The organism is Rhizobium album, from assembly GCF_003122325.1.
Classification (GTDB): Bacteria; Pseudomonadota; Alphaproteobacteria; order Rhizobiales; family Rhizobiaceae; genus Metarhizobium; species Metarhizobium album.
Map to the genome: position 1 here is coordinate 76,547 of NZ_QFBC01000019.1, position 19,021 is coordinate 95,567.

The 19,021-nt window shown below is 59.2% G+C and carries 21 protein-coding genes and 1 pseudogene; 11 read left to right on the plus strand and 11 right to left on the minus strand.

Going from position 1 to position 19,021, the window contains the following annotated elements; all coding sequences use genetic code 11:
• Positions 1–5 precede the first annotated feature (5 nt).
• Together DEM27_RS28155 and DEM27_RS28160 are read left to right on the plus strand one after the other, a co-directional pair.
• A complete protein-coding gene (locus DEM27_RS28155) occupies positions 6–236 on the plus strand; it encodes a hypothetical protein (RefSeq protein WP_109461576.1) in 231 nt (76 codons plus the stop codon).
• Positions 237–250: 14 nt separating this feature from the next.
• Positions 251–733 carry a cupin gene (locus DEM27_RS28160; RefSeq protein WP_109461649.1) on the plus strand — a complete coding sequence of 161 codons (483 nt, stop codon included), beginning with the start codon at positions 251–253 and terminating at the stop codon, positions 731–733.
• Between the two features lie 72 nt (positions 734–805).
• On the opposite strand, the gene DEM27_RS28165 is transcribed toward DEM27_RS28160, so the two are convergent.
• From DEM27_RS28165 to DEM27_RS28175, 3 genes are read right to left on the minus strand one after another with little or no spacing between them, the layout of a single operon-like run.
• Positions 806–1,351 (minus strand): DUF4142 domain-containing protein, encoded by a 546-nt coding sequence (locus DEM27_RS28165; RefSeq protein ID WP_109461577.1) that lies wholly within the window; start codon positions 1,349–1,351, stop codon positions 806–808.
• Between the two features lie 21 nt (positions 1,352–1,372).
• Complete coding sequence (locus DEM27_RS28170) at positions 1,373–2,422, minus strand: alpha/beta hydrolase (RefSeq protein ID WP_205908974.1); 1,050 nt, start codon at positions 2,420–2,422, stop codon at positions 1,373–1,375.
• 43 nt (positions 2,423–2,465) lie between these two features.
• The gene (locus DEM27_RS28175) at positions 2,466–4,262 is read right to left on the minus strand and encodes a YbhB/YbcL family Raf kinase inhibitor-like protein (RefSeq protein ID WP_109461578.1); all 1,797 of its coding nucleotides are present in this window, start codon (positions 4,260–4,262) and stop codon (positions 2,466–2,468) included.
• A gap of 470 nt (positions 4,263–4,732) precedes the next feature.
• Here DEM27_RS28175 and DEM27_RS28180 point away from each other — a divergent pair, with 470 nt between their 5' ends.
• The gene (locus tag DEM27_RS28180; RefSeq protein WP_109461579.1) at positions 4,733–5,644 is read left to right on the plus strand and encodes a PhnA-like protein; all 912 of its coding nucleotides are present in this window, start codon (positions 4,733–4,735) and stop codon (positions 5,642–5,644) included.
• Positions 5,645–5,747: 103 nt separating this feature from the next.
• Positions 5,748–6,728, plus strand: a complete 981-nt coding sequence (locus DEM27_RS28185) for a L,D-transpeptidase family protein (protein WP_109461580.1) — start codon at positions 5,748–5,750, stop codon at positions 6,726–6,728.
• 231 nt (positions 6,729–6,959) lie between these two features.
• Here DEM27_RS28185 and DEM27_RS28190 read toward each other — a convergent pair whose 3' ends face one another.
• Entirely contained in the window at positions 6,960–7,754 is a 795-nt protein-coding gene (locus DEM27_RS28190; RefSeq protein WP_109461581.1) for an SDR family NAD(P)-dependent oxidoreductase, read from the minus strand.
• Between the two features lie 125 nt (positions 7,755–7,879).
• Here DEM27_RS28190 and DEM27_RS28195 point away from each other — a divergent pair, with 125 nt between their 5' ends.
• Positions 7,880–8,821 carry a GlxA family transcriptional regulator gene (locus DEM27_RS28195; protein ID WP_205908975.1) on the plus strand — a complete coding sequence of 314 codons (942 nt, stop codon included), beginning with the start codon at positions 7,880–7,882 and terminating at the stop codon, positions 8,819–8,821.
• Between the two features lie 91 nt (positions 8,822–8,912).
• A pseudogene (locus DEM27_RS34790) lies at positions 8,913–9,142 on the plus strand (LysR family transcriptional regulator); the annotation flags it as partial.
• A gap of 168 nt (positions 9,143–9,310) precedes the next feature.
• Here the strand turns inward: DEM27_RS34790 and DEM27_RS28205 are convergent.
• Both DEM27_RS28205 and DEM27_RS28210 read right to left on the minus strand, forming a co-directional pair.
• Positions 9,311–10,042 carry an SDR family NAD(P)-dependent oxidoreductase gene (locus DEM27_RS28205; RefSeq protein WP_109461583.1) on the minus strand — a complete coding sequence of 244 codons (732 nt, stop codon included), beginning with the start codon at positions 10,040–10,042 and terminating at the stop codon, positions 9,311–9,313.
• 70 nt (positions 10,043–10,112) lie between these two features.
• On the minus strand, positions 10,113–10,694 hold the full coding sequence (locus DEM27_RS28210) for a TetR/AcrR family transcriptional regulator (protein WP_109461584.1): 582 nt from the start codon (positions 10,692–10,694) through the stop codon (positions 10,113–10,115).
• 253 nt (positions 10,695–10,947) lie between these two features.
• Here DEM27_RS28210 and DEM27_RS28215 point away from each other — a divergent pair, with 253 nt between their 5' ends.
• From DEM27_RS28215 to DEM27_RS28230, 4 genes are all read left to right on the plus strand, one after another.
• Positions 10,948–11,460 carry an RrF2 family transcriptional regulator gene (locus DEM27_RS28215; protein ID WP_109461585.1) on the plus strand — a complete coding sequence of 171 codons (513 nt, stop codon included), beginning with the start codon at positions 10,948–10,950 and terminating at the stop codon, positions 11,458–11,460.
• 11 nt (positions 11,461–11,471) lie between these two features.
• Positions 11,472–12,224 (plus strand): SDR family oxidoreductase, encoded by a 753-nt coding sequence (locus DEM27_RS28220; protein WP_109461586.1) that lies wholly within the window; start codon positions 11,472–11,474, stop codon positions 12,222–12,224.
• Positions 12,225–12,239: 15 nt separating this feature from the next.
• Positions 12,240–12,677, plus strand: coding sequence for a cupin domain-containing protein (locus DEM27_RS28225; RefSeq protein ID WP_109461587.1), 438 nt, complete (start codon positions 12,240–12,242; stop codon positions 12,675–12,677).
• 92 nt (positions 12,678–12,769) lie between these two features.
• Complete coding sequence (locus tag DEM27_RS28230) at positions 12,770–13,216, plus strand: carboxymuconolactone decarboxylase family protein (protein WP_109461588.1); 447 nt, start codon at positions 12,770–12,772, stop codon at positions 13,214–13,216.
• Between the two features lie 269 nt (positions 13,217–13,485).
• On the opposite strand, the gene DEM27_RS28235 is transcribed toward DEM27_RS28230, so the two are convergent.
• On the minus strand, positions 13,486–14,463 hold the full coding sequence (locus tag DEM27_RS28235) for an oxidoreductase (RefSeq protein WP_109461589.1): 978 nt from the start codon (positions 14,461–14,463) through the stop codon (positions 13,486–13,488).
• 91 nt (positions 14,464–14,554) lie between these two features.
• Here DEM27_RS28235 and DEM27_RS28240 point away from each other — a divergent pair, with 91 nt between their 5' ends.
• On the plus strand, positions 14,555–15,496 hold the full coding sequence (locus DEM27_RS28240; RefSeq protein WP_109461590.1) for an AraC family transcriptional regulator: 942 nt from the start codon (positions 14,555–14,557) through the stop codon (positions 15,494–15,496).
• A 245-nt stretch (positions 15,497–15,741) separates the two neighbouring features.
• On the opposite strand, the gene DEM27_RS28245 is transcribed toward DEM27_RS28240, so the two are convergent.
• From DEM27_RS28245 to DEM27_RS28260, 4 genes are all read right to left on the minus strand, one after another.
• On the minus strand, positions 15,742–16,914 hold the full coding sequence (locus tag DEM27_RS28245; RefSeq protein ID WP_109461591.1) for an arabinose transporter: 1,173 nt from the start codon (positions 16,912–16,914) through the stop codon (positions 15,742–15,744).
• Positions 16,915–17,003: 89 nt separating this feature from the next.
• A complete protein-coding gene (locus tag DEM27_RS28250) occupies positions 17,004–17,387 on the minus strand; it encodes a darcynin family protein (RefSeq protein ID WP_245446183.1) in 384 nt (127 codons plus the stop codon).
• Between the two features lie 9 nt (positions 17,388–17,396).
• A complete protein-coding gene (locus DEM27_RS28255; protein ID WP_109461593.1) occupies positions 17,397–18,278 on the minus strand; it encodes an NAD(P)H-binding protein in 882 nt (293 codons plus the stop codon).
• 57 nt (positions 18,279–18,335) lie between these two features.
• Entirely contained in the window at positions 18,336–18,989 is a 654-nt protein-coding gene (locus DEM27_RS28260) for an O-methyltransferase (protein WP_109461594.1), read from the minus strand.
• Between the last annotated feature and the right edge of the window lie 32 nt (positions 18,990–19,021).

Sequence of the window (19,021 nt, forward strand, 5' to 3'; positions counted from 1 at the left end):
CTGCAATGGAAAATGCTTCAAAGGAGCTCGCGGACGAGTATCGGCGCCTCGGCGGTCGCCGTGTCGCTGTCATCGACGACAATCTCGGTTCATCGCGCGATTGGGACGGCGACCCGCCGGAAGCTGCCCGATTTTGGAGTGAACACATTGCCGTTCTACCCGACCGGGAGCGACGTGATGTGGAGACTTTCCTCCCCTCGTTGAACGACGAGAGCGACGAGCCGGCTTCACACTAGAGGGGATGGCGACAATGGATGTCGATACGACGTTCTTCGAACCAAGTGACTGGATCCCCAATAATCATCGTCTGCCCGTGTTGCGCTACAATGTTGATCTTTCAGAAGGAGAGAGTTTCGAGACGCTATTTGCGAAGAATGGCTGGTCCGGCATCTGGACGGACGGCGTCTTCGATTATCACCACTACCACACCGGCGCTCATGAGGTCCTGGGCGTCAAAAGTGGGTCTGCGACCTTGCTTATAGGCGGGCCGGGGGGGCAGGAGTTCAGGGTTGTGAAGGGCTGTTGCCTGATCCTTCCTGCTGGTACCGGACACAAAAACCTCGGTAGCTCGAACGATTTCGCGGTTGTTGGTGCCTATCCCCCTGGTCAGCACGCTGACATCCAGACGTCGGCTGCGGACGCAGAAATGCTGTCGACGATCGCATCCCTGCCTTTGCCCCGCACTGACCCGGTTCTCGGTGAAGCCGGGCCTCTGGTCAAGGAGTGGCGCTGATGCTCGTTCGGTACGCACGACCGAAAGTGTGCTCGTGCGCCTGCGCTACGTTCGTTTCGAGTGCGCGCGTGCTCATTGCGCTGAGATCAACATCTTCACATGAGAGAGATGTGTCTCAAGGCGCGGCAAGGTTTCCTTTGCAAAGCCGACGAGCGACTGGTCATCGCCTGAGCCAGCATAGGTTCGAAACAGGGCAACTGCTTCCATATGCGCTTGCGCCTGCATGTCGATATAGAGCGCGTCGAAATCCTTACCCTTTGCCCCTTCCAGTTGCTCCAGCATTTTCTGGTGCTTGGGGGCCAGTTTGACCGGCTCAGCCGCTGAAGCGTTTCTTGCGGCAAGCGTCGCCTTCAACTTTTCGCCAGCCTTGGTGTGATCGGCAATGATCATCTCCGCCATTTTTTTAATGCGGTCAGTCCCGGCATTTTGTTTTGCCAACTCGCTGGAGCGGATCTCGAACTCGTTCGAGCTGGAAACCACTTTGACGAATGTTGGTCGATCAACCACCATCATCGGCGCGGCATCCCCGGCAGGCTTCGGCTTGAGCTCTTGAGCTACAATCGGCTGCGCGAAGAGCAGTGCCGAAACAGCAACCATGTGCGTTTTTGAAATTTTCATCGAGGTGCTCCCTGGCAGCGGTTACTTGTTCTTCGCAAAAGCTTTGGTGAGATCGGCGTTGGCGGCATCTACGGCAGCTTTCGCCTTGTCAACGACCTTGGCCATCCCGAAAAATTCGTGCGTGACGCCCTCGTAATTAATGAGGTTCACCGCGACGCCCGCAGCCTTCATCTTTTCAGCATAGGACTGGCCCTCTGAACGGAGCGGATCGATCTGCGCCGTGATAACTGTCGCCGACGGAAGGCCATTCAGATCATTGCGGCCAACGAGATTGATGCGCGGGTCCGCCGTTTGGTCTTTGGATTTAAACACATGGCTGATGAACCATTCCATGTCCGCCTTGCCAAGCGGAGAGGCATTTGCGTTCTCCTGGTAGGACGGCGTGTTCATATCGTTGCCCGCGATCGGATAAACCAGCAGCTGGTGGACTGGCATGGTGGTCTTTTTCGCCTTTGCCATCAGAGCGACATTCGCTGCGAGATTCGCCCCGGCACTTTCGCCGGCAACCGCTATCCGGCTTGCATCACCGTTGAGTGTGTGGACGTTTTCGACGGTCCAGGTATAGGCTGCCCATGCATCGTCGTGTTGCGCCGGAAACTTGCTCTCCGGCGCGTGGTGATAATCTGCCGACACGACAATGGCCTTGGCGCCAAGAGCCAAAGCCCTCGGTGTCGCATCATAGGTGTTGATGTCGGCAACCACCCATCCGCCGCCATGAAAATAGAGCACGACGGGAAACGGCCCCTGTCCTTCCGGGATGTAGACGCGTGCAGGCAGAGCGCCGGCGGCCGTCGGAATGGCTATATCCCTGGTTGCGACCTTCGCCTCCGGCAAAGCAGAGATTTTCTGGTCACGCTGGACGGTTCGCGCCGCGTCGGCAGCACTGGCCTGCGTGCGAGCATCTGGGACGCTTAACGTATGGAGTGGCTTGGCATCAAGGCTCTTAAGAGCGTCGAGCACCGCCTGCATCTGGGGATCCGTCTGCGCTTGTTGGGCCTGCGCAACCATCGCTGTCGAGCTGATGACGAGCGCGAGACCGGCGACTCTTACGGTCTTGAAAAGAACGAACATGACTATTCCTGAATTGAGAGCAATCGGACGCTATGAGCTGAGGTCATTGTTTCGGCGGTTCGATCTTCTGTTGATAAAGACCAACGAGTTCACCCTTCGCCAGTACGTGAACCGAAATAGCGGCAAGGAAAGCGTCACGGTCGGATGTGGCTGGGATATCGAGCATCGTGTCCAGCGCCAGGACCTGGAAGTGATAATGATGAGCCGCGTCGCCAACGGGCGGCTTCGGCCCGAAATACCCATGCGTTCCCGAGCTGTTTCGGCCCTGCAGCACGCCTTCCGGCTCTACCAGCCTCAGCTGCTCCTGGAGTCCCTCCGGTAAGCTCGTGACTGATCCGGGGATGTTCCACGCCACCCAATGCACAAAAGGCTTGATCGGATCAGAGTCCGGATCTTCCATGACGATTGCATAGGAAGCTGCACCGGGTACGCTTTTCCACTTTAGCGCGGGCGAAACGCCATCGGCATATTCGCTGTGTTCTTGCGGGATGGAACCGTTTGAGGCGAAGGCGTCAGAGGAAACCTCGAGTGCTGCCTTTGCATCCGTCTCTGGCCGGTCCTTGGCGAGTGGCACGCCAACACCTTTTTCGGCCTGGGCTTTCATCGCCTCGGCGGGCACAGACTTCGTGTCAGCAATCTTTTGGGCATCGCCGATGTAAGCGATGCGGTAGATCACGCCATTGGTGTCATCGGCCATCAGCAGAGATCCGTCCTTCGCGACGGCCAAGCCGACCGGACGAGCGAAGTGGGTTTTGCCGCCATCGGTCAAAAAACCTGTTAGAAAGGGTTCGATCGACTTCGGCTCGCCGTTCTCGAAATGGATCCGAACGATTTCATAGCCCGACGCCGGGTTACGGTTCCAGGAACCGCGCATAGTAGCGAAAGCGTCTCCCGCGTATTCCGCCGGAAAGGCTGTGCCACTGTAGAATTTCATCTGCATCGGTGCGGCGTGCGCGGTGTAACCGATCACCATGGCCTCGCTTTGGTCGCGCCATTGCTCCTTCGTTACCCCGCCGACCGGCGTCGATTGCGGGTACAGGTCGCCCTCGCCAAAGACGTGCGGCCAACCGTACTGCTTGCCTTGTTCAAGCCGATTGAGTTCCTCGGGCTGGACCTCGTCACCTAGCAAATCAATCCCGTGATCGACCCCCCATAGCTCGCCTGTTTCACGGTTCCAGTCAAAGCCGATCGTATTGCGCAGGCCTGAGGCGAAGATCGTGCGGCTTTTCCCGTCGGGCGTCGCACGCAGTACCGTCGCATTTTCGGCGTTGCTCTCGTTACATGCGTTGCAGGTCGAACCGACGCTGATATACAGCATGCCATCGGGGCCGAAGGCCATCACCCGGTTCGGATGCTGGCCGGAATCCGGAAGATCGCCAATGATCAGTGTGAGTGGCCCCAGCGTCCCGTCCTGCTTGATATCAGCGACGAAAACTTCTTTGACGGTGACGAGGTAGAGCTTGTTGTCTTTGATGGCCAGACCGTGAGCCTGCGCTCGGGCCGCGACCTGCACCGGTGCTCTGTCGACCTTGCCGTCGCCATCCTCGTCCTTCAGCAGCAGAACATCGCCTTCCTCGCGCCGACTGACATAAACATAGCCTTGGTCCGAAACAGCGATGATCCGGCTGTTGCCGAGACCCTGAGCGAATGGCTGCACAGTAAAGCCTTCAGGAACTTTCAATTGCCCGATGCGATCGCTTGTTGCGGCCACCTTGTTCGGCTTGAAGATGTTCGTGGTAATCTGGACGTCGGTCCCGTCGCCCTGCTGCGCATTGACGATATTGGCCGGCAGGATAAGAGCGCCCGCGAATAGCGCAGCGCGTGTCAGTCCAGATTTCATCAGAAGCTCTCCCGTTAGTTCGACTGCAAACCTCCGGGGATGTTGTTTGTTCCGAAGATGCAAAACAAAGGTGCAGAGCCAGGGTCAGGGAAGAAGGCGCTTCAGCGCCGATCCGTAACTCCAGCAGCAGCTCTCCGTGTCCTTATGTTGAACGTCAAACTTGCTCATTCCGGTGCACCGGTTGCGCGGTGCTATGAATCACTACGGCTGAATGTGGTTCTCTTGGGTAGGTAGCAAGTTTCCATCTGCTTGCCCGCCAGATGTGGGGGACGAGCGAAGCTTCGGCGCAGCCTTTCCGGAGACGATACCTGCTCCGCTTCCTCAGAGGAGGCTTAATGCCGACGCCCGGGTAAAATTTGTGCGTTGGGTCATCCCGGACCTGCAATCCCTTCTCTTTGACCACGTCGGAACACATCAGCAATTGCGGCGTTACCGTGGCAATCACGCTCCCGTGATCGAAAGGATGCACTATGACCGAACCTGTCTCCCTCCACGTTTCCCGCGATGCAGCTTATGTGGACCCCTCGCTTACAGCCACTTTGCATAAGGTGTCATGGGGCGCGATTTTCGCTGGGGTCGTTCTTGCACTCGCCGTTCAGTTCCTACTCAATCTCCTGGGCGTAGGCATCGGTGCTGCTGTCATTGATCCAGCGACCTATGACAACCCGAACGCGAGCACCTTCTCAATCGCCGGCGGCGCATGGTTCGTTGTGGCCGGCATCATTGCTTCGTTCGTTGGCGGTTATGCCGCAAGTCGCCTTTCCGGCCGTCCAAGCAAATCGACCGGCGGGTACCAGGGCGTGACCACATGGGCCGTCACAACCTTGGTGATCCTTTATCTGCTGACCACGTCGGTCGGTGCTCTCATCGGCGGCGCATTCAGCGGTCTGTCCAGCATTGTCGGCGGAGTTGGCCAGACGGCCGCGACTGCGACCACGGCTGCAGCCCCTGCCCTTGCGACCTCTGCAGACCCGATGGCCGGTATCGAGCAGCAGATCCGTGATGCATCTGGCGGTAACGACCCGGCAGCCTTGCGTGATGCCGCAGTGTCGGCCGTTCAAGCTGCCGTGACCGGTGACCAGGCAACAGCTGCAGATGCCCGCAATCGTGCAGCTGACGCGATCGCCAGGGCTCAGAACATTCCGGTCGATCAGGCCCGCGCTCAGGTGGAGCAATACGAGAAGACGTACCGCGATAACATTGCTGCTGCCAAGCAGCAGGCGATCGATGCTGCCCAGACGGCCACCAAAGCTGTCTCCGCCGGCGCGATCCTCGGCTTCATCGCTCTTCTGCTCGGGGCTGTCGCTGCCTGGTTCGGTGGCTCCTTCGGTACGAAGAAGGCTCTGCTCCTGGCAGAGACCACGACGCGCCGCACCCTCTAAAATCAAGGCCGCCGGGACCTGCGGCCTTTCTCCCGAGACATGATCTTTATTCAGAGGCCTCTCCGCCGCCATGTGGAGAGGCTTTCAGCAACCGGTAGCCTCCATGAAGAATGCCCTTCGGTACCTTACACTGGCCGCCGCCCTGACGCTCTGTTCTCAGGCCTTGGCAGCACCGATCGACGCACAAGCCGTCAATACCTCCGCCATTGCTTCCCTTCCGATCGAGGCGCCAGCTGAAAAACAGACGGAGCCCAATCCAGCCATCGTGCACCTGCAGGTCCTGCTCGACCGCGCCGGATCATCTCCCGGTGTCATCGACGGATATTTTGGCGACAACCTGTCGAAAGCGATCGCCGGTTTTGAGGCGCTTCAGCGCCTGCCGGTGGACGGGAAGCTCGATCCCGACATACTTGGTCGTCTGGCCGATGATGCTCCGGCTATCCAGGCCTATGCCATCACCGAGGAAGACGGGAAGGATCTCGTCGAGAGCATTCCAAAGGACTATGCCGAGCAGGCCAAGATGGATCATCTCGGCTATACCAGCACGGCAGAAAAACTGGCTGAACGTTTCCACATGCATATCGCGCTGATCAAGGCACTCAACCCGACGGCGGCCTTCAAGCCGGGCGAGACGATCGCTGTCGCCATCCCCGGTGCCAGCAGGACTGGCTTGGTCAAGCGGATCGAGGTTCACCGCAAGGCGGCGCAGGTCTTCGCCTTCGCCGAGGACGGGTCGCTGCTTGCGGTTTACCCAGCGACGATCGGGAGTGAGGATTCTCCTTCCCCGACCGGGACGCATAAGGTCAAGGGCGTATCGCGTATGCCGACATACACCTACAATCCGAAGATCAATTTCCAGCAGGGCAATAATAAGAAAATCCTTGAACTGCCGAGCGGGCCGAACGGTCCTGTAGGCACCGTGTGGATCGACCTGACCGAGCCGACCTACGGCATCCACGGCACACCAGAACCGGAGCTGATCGGCAAAGTCGGTTCGCATGGGTGCGTGCGGCTGTCGAATTGGGATGTCGAGGAACTGAGCGGAATGGTCAAGCCGGGCGTTGTGGCGGACTTTGTCGAGTGACCCGTGCTGGAAACCGCTGTCTAGGATCGCGCACAAGTCTTGGTCCCTCACTCCGCCCCTACACACGCCGCGTTCGAGCTGCTCGGACACATATCGAACTTTGACATTATCACTGACAGTGACGCTGTTTCTTGGGGATGATGCCATAAGCACCATCCCCTTCCACCAAAGCGGATTTCACTTACCCTAGGCTCTCGATGCCTCTGCAGTGCTTGGGAGACCTTTTTGGTCTCAAGCGACGACCTTGAAGCGGGGAGCCGAATGGGTTGCGGAAAGCTGCGGGCCGAGTGCACGGCGGGCGGCCTCGAACGCATCCCACAATTCGATGTCCTTAAGCGCTGGTATCGTATTGGTTTCGCCCTGATCGAACCCAGCAAGGGCGGCGTCGACCATGTCCTCTGCCTGCATGACGATCTCGGTCGGGAGATGTTCAACCGGCAGGCCACCAAGTGCCCAGAAATCTGTCCGGGTGGCGCCCGGCAGAACTGCTTGTGCGCGAATGCCTTTATCTGCCAGTTCATGGTTCAGCGACGTGGTGAAGGCCTGAACGAAGGCCTTTGTCCCGCCGTAGACGCCGTTGAGCAACTCCGGCGCAACAGCGACAATGGATGCAATATTGATAATGGTACCGCCGCCACGGACGACAAAGCCGGGGACAGCGGCATAGGTCAAGCGCATCAATGCAGTGACATTGAGGCGGATCATCGCCTCCATCCGCTCCACATCGCTTTCCAGCAGGGAAGTATGCGTGCCGATCCCGGCGTTGTTCACCAGCGCAGTGATGCTTGCGTCCTCGCGCAGCACCTTTTCGACTGCGGCAAGATCAGTCGCATTGCCGAGGTCTGCGGCCAAAACTTCGACCGCCCGCCCCGTCCGGTCCGAAATCGATGAGGCGAGTGACTGGAGCTTATCCTTGTTGCGGGCAACGAGGATAAGGTCGTAGCCGCGTGTGGCAAGCCGGTCGGCGTAGATTGCACCGATCCCCGTTGAAGCACCTGTGATGAGGGCAGTTCCCTTGGTCGTCATTGGTCGGTTCCTTCCTTGATGATGAGAGCGTCGTCGCTCTCGATAAGGATGTTATGGACCGAATGACCGTTGTCCGATATGACGTATAAACTACGTTTTTCGGTCATCGCGTTGTGGAGGGCGACATGCCTCATGTTTCCATGGTTTTGACACAGGGCTTCCAATTCCTAGCGCTGGGCGTGCAGGCAGCCTTCGAGTTGGCGAATGGATTGAAAGGGGAAGATTTTTATACGCTGTCGATTTCTTCCGTCGAAGGCGGCCCAATCATTTCCTCCAGCGGCTTTGCTGTTCCGACAGTCAAGTTGGGAGAGGTCGGTCCCGTCGACACGCTGCTGCTGTTGGCTGGCCTTGTGCCGCCTCCGCAGCAAGCAGAGGAAACATTGGCGATCCTGCGGGATCTGGCGAAGCAATCCCGGAGGGTTGCGGGCCTGTGCACCGGTTCGTTCCTTCTTGGCCAGATGGGCTTGCTCGATGGACGCCGCGCAACCACGCACTGGTCTTATGCACACGAGATGCGCAAGGCGTTTCCAAACGTACGCGTGGAGGATGACCGCATCTTCATCAATGAGGGGCCAGTCTGGACATCAGCGGGTCTTACTGCCGGGCTGGATCTTGCCGTGGCCTTGATTGAGAAAGACCTCGGGCGGAATGTGGCAGGCGCAATCGCACGTCGGCTGGTCATGCACCATCGCCGCGGCGGGGGCCAGTCCCAGCATTCGGAATTACTGCAGCTTGCGCCGAGCAGCGATCGTATCCAGAAGGCGCTGATCCATGCTAAATCTCATCTCTCCAACACGCTCACTGTTGACGAACTGGCAGAAGTCGCGGCGCTATCGCCACGTCAGTTCAGCCGTGCATTTCGTTCGGAAACCGGCCAAACGCCGGCCAAGGCTGTTGAACAGATGCGTCTTGAAGCTGCTCGATTGATGTTGGAAGAGACACGCCATCCGATGGACCGAATTGCGCAGGAGACTGGCTTTACCGACCTTCGCCGCATGCGCGAAGCGTTCATGCGGCAATATGGGCAGCCCCCGCAGACAATCCGGCGGCTCGCGCGAGTTGCTTGATAGTTGGACGCTAAGCTCTTGAAGGGATGTGAACCGGCGGCCCGAGAGATCTAAATGCATAACTATCTAAAACATCGACCAAGCGTTCAACATACTCGGACTTGGCGTCACGATGATCGCCAAGCCGGATGCCCGGCCCTATCTGGAACGGGGGGAACTTATCCGGCTCCTGCCGGCTGGTGGGTCGATGCCGGTCCCATCTCGATCTATGATGCAAACTGAGCCCTGCTCCCCTCAAAGACACGCGTCTTCATCGACTTTGTCGCCGAGGTGTTTCAGCGGGAAAATTATGCAGAACGCTTCGCCGGAAGCCTGGGATGAGGGACAGATGATCGATGCCCTCCTGGAGTATGTGGAACTGGCGAATTGCATCGCGACAAACCAAAGATTGCCTGCCGGTAAGTTTTGCCGAGCAGAATCTTGCAGGAGGAAAATGCGGGAGTAGTGGACAGGGCCGCTGCGAGCGGCCCTAGCCCTGGAGCGTTGACTTTATAGCGTCCAGCCCCCGTCGATTGTAAGGCTCGATCCGGTCATGAAGGACGTGTCGGGACCTGTGAGATAGGACACCATCCCGGCAATCTCCTTGGGATCGGCAACGCGCTTCAACGGGCTGCGGTCAGACAACATCTCAATGGCACCGGCGTTCATGTCAGTGTCCGTCGGACCTGGCTGGATGTTGTTGACGGTGATGCGCCGTGGAGCGAGATCAAGTGCCAAGCCTTTCACCATCGCTGCGACCGCAGCCTTGGAGAACTGGTAGACGCTTGCTCCCGGCATTCCTGTCCGTTCTGCCGTGTTCGACCCGATTGTGATAATGCGGCCGCCATCCTTCATGTGGGGCACTGCGGACTGGATGGACAGGAAAACGCCTCGAATATTGATGTCGATCATCAGATCCAGTTCTTCGAGACTAACCGCATCCACTGTGTTGAGGCGCAAAATCCCTGCATTGACGACGACAGCGTCGAGCGGCCCAAAGACATCTACCGTCTTGGCCACCGCCCCACGAAGGGCGTTAGCATCTGCGCTGTCGGCTTGGATGGCTAGGGCGCGGCGCCCGCTCTTCTCGATCTCGGCAACGAGCGCCTGTGCGCTGTCCGGTCGCGAAACATATGTGAAGGCAACATCGTACCCCTCTTTTGCAAGTCTTTCGACTGCAGCGGCGCCGATGCCACGGGCACCTCCAAACACGAGGGCGGTCTTGCATTCTTCGATCGTCATTGGAATTTCCTTTCTTGACAGACCTGTCCATAATTAGGCAAATAAAATGCCCCCATCTGTGGAGGCCGCGTTAAGGCTTTAGGCGCTGCGTTGCAAAACGTGCCATCGCCTTCAGATCAGAAGCGTTTGCGCCGCCGCGCGCAGCCACTTGCAGGCCGGTCATCGTCATCTGAATGAATGAAGCAGTTTCTTCAGCGTCAAGAGCCGGATTGATTTCTCCTGAACGTTGGCCGTCCAACACTCTCTCAAATATACGTCGACCGAGCGCAGCACTTGCAGCGCCGCGGCGCGCATTGATTTCAGGGTCGGTCACACCAAACTCGCCGACGGATCCCACCCCCATGCATCCAAGTGTCCGCTCGCAATCGTCTTCCGACACAAGACCGACAAGCAGATCCTCGATGCCCCGTATAGGCGATGCCGGGGCGCTTAGCCTCTTGACGTGGCCAGTGTTCGTCCGTTGCTGATAGGTATCCAGCGCCTCCAGGTAAAGTGTACGCTTATCGCCGAAGGCGCTGTAGAGGCTTTGTCTGCCAATGCCCATCGCCTCACGCAGATCATCGGTGGAGGTCGCCGCAAATCCCTTCGCCCAGAACACCCTAAGTGCTTTCTCTAACGCTGCGTCTCGGTCGAATTCTCTCGGTCTGGCCATACAAACGACGTAACAATTATGGACAGATCAGTCAATAATAAAATTCCCCTTGCAGCAGAGATGCGTCGGGGGCGCTGGCACAACATCCTCCGGCGTTAACAAGTAGTCCCCGAACTTCCTGCCCATGACGAGGCGCCCGGCTGGCTAACTCCTGTGTCTGATCCGAGATCCAAAATTTCGGACCGACCTCACGAACAGGGATTGACTTGCTCCTAATCATAGATATTTATTGTCCACGATTAGGAGATGCAACATGAAACTGAGCGAAGGCGTAGAGCAGGCCATCCACTGCACGGCATTCCTGGCGGGTCTGTCGGAAGACGGCGTACTGTCGGCGGCAGCCCTGGCCGAACTCCACGGCGTGTCGACGAGCTATCTGCTGAAGCACCTGCAGGCGCTGTCCGGCGCCGGGATCGTCTCAACGACGCCGGGTCCGAAGGGCGGCTATCGGCTGGCGAAAGCGCCAAAGGACATCAGCCTCCTCGACATCGTCCTCGCGGTCGAAGGACCGGCGCCCGCCTTCCGCTGCGCGGAGATCCGCCAGCGGGGGCCGAACCCATTGCCGCAGCGCTACTTCACCAAACCCTGCCAGATCAACGCCGCGATGCTGAAGGCCGAGAAGGCCTATCGCGCAGAACTCGCCAAGGTGTCTGTCGCGGATCTTCTGGCGGATCTCGGCGCAGCCGACGACGGCGGTATCGCCGCACGAGGATGCGCCTTCCTTGAACTCCACGAACGCAAGACGGGCAATCGCGCCTCGTCATAGGAGAAAGCACCATGACCAAGATGAAGAAGGTCGTCGTCATCGGCGGCACGGGCCTGATTGGCTCAAAGGCAGTGAAACTGCTTCAGGACGCAGGCCACGAGGCCGTCGCCGCAAGCTCCAGCAACGGCATCAATGCCTATACGGGAGAAGGACTGGCCGATGCGCTAGCGGGCGCCGACGCCGTCATCGACGTTTCAAACATGATGTCGTTCGACAAGGCCGTGATCGCCGACTTCTTTGGAACGTCGAGCCGGAACTTGACGAGCGCCGAACGGGCCGCAGGCGTGCGCCATCACGTCGTCCTCTCGATCGTCAATGCCGATCAGCTCTCGGCCAATCCTTACATGGCAGGTAAGCTGGCGCAGGAGGAGGCCGTCGCTACCTCGGGCCAGGCCTTCACGATCGTTCGGGCCACACAATTCCATGAATTCACGGAGACGCTGGTGGACGCGTACTCGGCCGACGGCGCCGTGAAAGTGCCGGATATCGACTTCCAACCGATCGCGGCCAATGACGTCGCCGCTGCTTTGGTGGAAGCCGCGCTCGGCGAGCCGAAGAACGGATTCGTCGATCTTGCCGGGCCCGAACGGGGACCGTTCGGATCCTTCATCCGGACCTATCTCGATGCCAAGAGCGACGTTCGTCCGGTCAACGCTGACGCGGCCGTCGAATACTTCGGCGCTCCGGTTGTCGCCGGCTCACTGGTTCCCGGCGGAGACTACATCAAGGGCGCGATCACGGTCGCCGAATGGCTCAAGGCATAGAAAGAGCGCACGATCATGAAGATCATTGCATATGCGGCTGCGGCACTCGCGGCCACCCTTGCCACCGCGTCCGCTCACGATGTCGCTAAGCCAGGACTCGCCCACGATACGAAGGACGCCAAGGTGACGCTCGTCTACGAGCATCCCCTGCCCGATGTCCCTGGCAAGAGCGTCAAGGGCGTCCTCGTCGAGTACGGCCCCGGCGGCTACAGCTCCGCCCACACGCATGCGAAGTCTGCGCTGATCTATGCCACGGTCCTAGAAGGCGCGATCCAGAGCGCCGTGAATGGTGGCGAGACGAAGACCTTTACCGCCGGTCAGAACTTCACCGAGCTGCCAGGCGACCGCCATGACGTCAGCGCCAATGCAAGCAAGACCGAGCCGGCGAAGCTGCTCGCCGTCTTCGTCGTCGATACCGACGACGCCGTCCTGACGACGCCGCGCAAGCCGTAGCGCTACCTACCAGATCCACCCCCTCACCTACCGCACAAGCAACGATGGTTTCACCGGCGAACGGAGAACCGCGTCCACAAGAAAGGAACAATATGTCCCGCATGAACTGGTCCGAAGTCGCCCCCGAGGGTGCCAAGGCGCTCTTCGGCGTCCATCAATACGTCACCAAGAAAACGAACCTACCTGAAGAGCTGATTCATCTCGTCTTCCTGCGCGTGTCGCAGATCAACGGCTGCGCCCATTGCATCGACATGCATAGTCGCGATCTGCGCAAGACGATGTCCGTAGACAAGATCACTCTGCTGCCGGTCTGGGACGAGGTGCCTCACCTGTTCAGCGAGCAGGAACGAGCAGCGCTGGCCTGGGCTGAAGAAGTCACGAATGTCAGCCAGACCCACGCCTCCGACAAGGCCTATGCCGCCGCCGCCGGCGTATTCGAACCGAAGGATCTCGTCGATCTGACGATCACCATCGCCGCGATGAACGCCTTCAACCGGCTCGGCGCCCCGTTCCGGCTTCCGGTGGCGGCCAAGGCCTGATCGCGCTAGCTGCGCAACGCATAGACACCTCCCTGCCGGGCCGTCGAGGTCCGACAGGGTATTTCGGCCTGCAGTGGCGATGCGACCATCCGCGTCGCCATCTCCTAGAGGCGACAAGGCATTATCCGGATCGACCACGTCATTAGGTTTTTGAAGGTAGGCCGCTGTTTTACCTCTGCGTGATACCGACCGACCAGGACGTAGCCGGTCTTCGACAGCCCGAATTCCTCGCCCTGGCAACCGCAAAACGCTCCTGTGCCGATATGTGCTCAGCCTCGACGATCACCTACTGACAAGCCGGTCAACTGTTCCGAAAGCAGCCACAGCCGTTCAGCAGCCTGTGGATCCATGGCCCAAGGCGCCACACCTCTAGTCCCATCCGTCTCCGTCTGCGGCAGGGCGACTTCGCAATCTTCGCAGTAGACGCCGCCGATACCGTCGAGTTCGGGCCGCGTTGCTGCCCAGACGCTTGTTGCTGCGCCTTGTTCCGGCGTCTTGAGGTCACGTGCGGGGTCGACCCGACGATTGCCATTCTCGTCATAGACATCGAAAGAATTGATCTCGTCTTCGCTGAGATGGCGGGCGAGATCGGTCAGGATGACGCCGGGGTGCAACGAAAATGCCCGCACGCCAAGCGCGGCTCCAAGCCGATCAAGTTCAAGCGCGAACAGAGCATTTGCCGTCTTTGCCTGGCCATAGGCCTGCCACTTGTCATAGGGGCGCGTCCGGAAATCGATATCGTCGAAATCGACTGGACCAATTTGATGGCCACGCGACGATACAGAGATCACCCGTGCGTTGCCCGCTTTGACCAGTACAGGCCACAGACCTGCAACCAGCCGGAAATGGCCGAGATGATTGGTGGCAAACTGGCTCTCGTGCCCAGCCTCATCACGGGCAAGCGGCGTCGCCATGATGCCGGCGCTGTTGACCAGGATTGAGATCGGCATGCCCGCCGCAACGATCCTGTCAACAAAGGCGGCAACCGATGCGGGATCCGCAAGATCCATCGCTTCGATAACAACATTGTCGATACCGGCAAGTGTGCGTTCGGCCTTTTCGCGATTGCGGGCCGGTACGATGACACGAGCACCAGCACCTGCTAGCGCCCGCGTCGTCTCGACGCCGAGACCGGAATAGCCGCCGGTGACAATCGCCGTCTTGCCGGAAAGAGCGATACCCTCGGTGACCTCGCGTGCCGTGCTGGATGCGCTGAAACGAGATCCAATAGGTTTCTGTTCGGACATGTTGTTACTCCTTCATTTGTGACTCTGGTGTCCGTCCCCTATATCGGGTAGTTTCTCGGAGTCCCCAGCCTGCAGGATCCGGATTTCTGTCGTGATCGTCCAAAACATCCAGGATCCCCTGTCCGACGTGCTTAGTGCCATCAATGCGCGGGCGCTGTTCTCCGTGCGTTTTGCAGCCGGAGGCGCGTGGTCTGTTGCTTTTCCACCACCGGGCTACCTGAAGTTCAATGCGATCCGCGAAGGCGGTGCCTGGCTTATCTCGGAGGGAGAGGCGCCGTTGCGCATTGAGGCCGGCGATTGTCTGGTGGTCAGCGGCAAGGCCTTTACGCTTTGCAGCGATCCCAACGTGAAGCCGATCGCGGCGGCAGAGGTATTCGCCGGAGGAAATCTCGATGTCTCAGTGGGCGATGGTCGGGATTTCGTGCTCCTCGGCGGCAGCGTCAACCTCGATACCGTCGATGGCTCACTCCTCACCGAGGCCCTGCCGCCTGTTGTAGTGATTGAGCACGAAGAGGCCGGACCGATTGGATGGCTGCTCGAACAGTTGGACCTGGAGTGGAACAGCGCAGCACCGGGCGCTCGCATCGCCTGCAACGACCTGCTGCGGCTGGTGTTTATCCATGTACTACGTGCTTACATGGCACGCCAGACAGCCCAGCATCCCGGCTGGCTCGCCGGCCTCGCGGATGCCCGTCTGGGGCCGGCACTGCGGGCCATCCACGCCGATCCATCGCGCCGCTGGACGGTAGAGGCGCTGGCGTCTCTTGCCGGCCAGTCCCGCTCCGGATTTGCCGATAGATTTCGCGCCACCGTCGGAACGTCACCGATAGACTATCTTTTGGGCTGGCGGATGCGGCTTGCGGCCGCCCGGCTGAGGCGTGGAAACGAGCCACTGCCAAAGATCGCTCAATCTCTCGGCTACGCGTCCGACAGTGCTTTTGCGGCGAGCTTCCGCCGTACGCTCGGCCAATCGCCTGCGCGTTATCGTGCCTTACATCGCGACGATAAACAGCGTGAGTTGGTCAACGCATGAAAGCTTACCTGTCGATTGGCCCGTCGCGGGTGTCGGGGCACGCCACGGCAAAACAAGTCACCATGATCTTTCACCGCTTCCAGTCTTCTCCTCTTAGCCGCATCATCGCTCATGATGGGATTCGAACTTGCGGCCCACAATGTGATCGATGTCAGCCTGCTGAAGTACATGAGAATGTGCTTTATGACGTCTGGAGCCCTCCGGAGGAGCACACTCGGAAATTGCTCCCGCCCGCAGCTTGTACTTCAACCATTGTGGCGACCGGCTGCCATTGCAGCGCAGAGACCCAGGGTTGCAGCAAATCCTCCGATCAAGAAAACCGAGGAATATCCCGCGTAGTCGGCAAGTACTCCGACAACGGGCGCGGTTGCACCGTATGCCAGATCCTGAAAGGCCGCGAAGCCACCGATTGCTGTTCCCCGAAGCTGAGGCGGCACCTGCTTGATCACGACGGATCCCATCGATGGGAAGACCATAGAGCAACCAATACCGGTCAAAAGAGCGCCCGCAAGAGCCGCATACGGCCCAGGCGCAAGCCAGATGAGATATTGGCCAAAAGCTTCCACCACGAGAGAGACGGCCGCAACGCGTGCGCCTCCCATCCGGTCCGGCAAATGCCCGCAGAGCAGCCGCATCGCGACAAAGCCAGTGCCGAAGAACGTGAGGCCAAGTCCGGCCTGATGCCAGCCCTTGCTTAGGAAGTAGAGCGGGAAGAAGGCGCCGAGCGCGGCAAAGCCGACCCCTTGCAAACCCACTGCCGCACCGGGGAGCCAGATCCGTCCGACCATGCGCCAGATGGACTCGGGTGGACCAGCATGAGGTTCTACGGCCGGGACCGATCGGATGATGATTAGTCCCACCATTGGCAGGACACTGCATACACCCATCAAACCCACAAAACCGATCCGGTCAAGCAAGGTCAACCCTAGCGGGCCACCAGCGGCAAACGCGCCATACATGCCCATGCCGACAAGGGAGATGACACGTCCCGACCGTGCCTGTCCCGTGAGGCCGATCGCCCAGCCCATCATGCCCACCAAGGCAAGGCTCTCGCCCAGGCCGAGCACGAGTCTGCCGACGAGGAGCAGCATGTAGCTTTGTTTAACCGAGAGGTCAGGCCAGGCAGCCAGGGCGCAAACGAGGCCGGCAGCACCGTAGATGAGCAAGCCGTATTGCATCGCGAGCTTTCCGCCGACCCGGTCGCTCCATGCACCGGCATGCCCCCGTGTGAGGATCGTGGAGAGGAAGGCGATGCCGACCGCAAGGCCGCCCCATGTATTGTCGAGGCCGAGACCTTCGACAACATGAACCGGTATGGCCGGCAGAGCCATGGCAACGGTGAGATAGGAGAGAAACAGGGCGACAGTCAGGACGACCACACGCGGATAGCCAGGCGTGGCTTCAGTGATATCAGTCATGTAACGCACTCTTTTTGGTGATTTTGGGTGCGTTGGTTGACGTCAACGCTTACGGTTCCAGCGATCAGCAGAACATGGAAGGAACTTGGTCAGGCCGCTCCGAGGGCTTCGGTCTTGTAGTGTTTGGCGTATTCGTTCTCGATCGCGGGAATGATCTTCTCGATCGTGAAGTAGCTGCTCCAGAACTTGGTCTCACGAAGATCATTGACCACGCCGTTGTAGTGCTCGAGATCGGTTACGGTCCAGACCATGATGTCGGTGCAATCGGCGGTGAATGCCTCGCTGTCAAAGAATGCCATTCTGGCGCCTGGGTAACGGGCCAGGATCGGGTTGAGCACGGTCTTGCCGAACGCAAACCGACCTCCTTCCCCCTGCGGCGGGAGTTGTAGCCATTCGGGCGTTGTTTTGATGAGCCAAAATATGGTCAACGGGTTGGTCGCAAGGTCGTACTGTGATCCAGCGGTGTCCATCATAACTCTCCGTTATAAGGCAAACACGGGCTTCAGGTTTTCTTCGCAGAATGCCCGGAAGCTGGTGTGGCCAGTTGTTTCAGGTGTGCGGGCCGCAGTATTGTCGATGCCCTGTTCCTTCGCCCGGTACATATCGACATAACCCTGAGCGACGGATTCGCTTGTGCCTCGGGCCAGGAACTGCTGCTTGAACTGGTCATAGGAAATCTGCTGGTAACGCACAGTATGGCCAGTCACGTCGGAAATGATCGCCGCCTGGTCGTCGAACGACAGATCTTCGGGGCCCAACACCGGCACCTCTTGCTGCCCGCTCCAGCCATGAGCAGCAAGCAGACGGGCCGCCGCCGCAGCCATGTCCCGCGTTGCCGTAAACGGCAGCTTCCGGTCGGAAGCAATCGGACCGAAGAACATGCCCTTCTCCTTCATGACACCGACCTGACGGGCCGTGTTTTCCATGAACGAGGGCATGGCCAGTGCACGGAATGCTGCGCCCGTCTCCATCAAAAGGTCGTCCATCCGGATCGAGGCCGTGACCGGCCCTGCCCGATCCTGCCAGTCCGTTCCCCGGCCGATCGCGGTGATCGACAGGAGGCGCGGGACGGAATGGCGGCGGATCGCCTCGGCCGCCGGTCTGGTGAAAGCGAGGTAGGCATCCTCCAGGGACTGCGCCCATGGGGGCGGTGCCAACCAGAACACGGCGTCGGCACCTTCGAAAGCGCGGTCGACAACGGAGGCGTCACCGTGGGATCCGAGGACGATTTCCGCTCGATCGCGAACATGTTCGGGCAGCTTGTCAGCATCGCGGACGATCAGACGAAGCGGAGCGTCTGCTTCGATGAGCGTGTTGACAACCTGTCTGCCAATTTGGCTGGTTGGGGCAGTGATAACAATCATGATGAGCTTCTTTCATTCTGTTGAGGGATTGGTGGTCGCAGGCAGCAGTTCTTCGGTTCACAGGCGGATCGAAAGTTCGATGTCGTCGGCAACCGCTACCGACAGATAATTGCCGTGTGCCGTGCGCATGTGCTCAAGGTAATCGGGGCACAGATCTGCGTTATCCGCGATGATCAGAGCACCGGGCCGGAGGCTGTTTTCCACCAGGCGCAGGACGTCCGCGTAGAGCGGCTTTGCGCCATCGAGCAGCACGAGATCGACCTGGTCCGGCAGGCCGACGCTCAACGTCTGAAGGGCATCCCCTTCCCGGATTTCGACAAGATCAATCAGGCCGCCTTCCGTAAGGTGCTCGCGGGCTTTTGCGACCTTGGAAACCTCGAACTCGGTAGTGATGAGGCGTCCACCGCCATTGTCGCGCAGCGCTGACGCCAGAAACAGCGTTGAGATTCCAAATGACGTCCCGAATTCGATAACGGTCTTTGCCCCGATGCTGCGCGCCAGCATGTAGAGGAGCCTTCCCGTTTCCGGCGAGACCGGAAGCCAAAGGTCCTTCATCAGCGAGTAGAGCTGAAGATATTCTGTTTTGCTATCCAAGAGACGCGCCCGTTCGCTTCCCGATAGACTGCGAAAGATCGGGCTGGTTGCGGTGTCAGCTTCAGTGAAGAGCCGATCCAAAAGCGGCGCAACGCGCGAATTCTGTAAGGTAGTCATCGTCTTCCAATCAAGTTGAGGTCGTGTTTTGG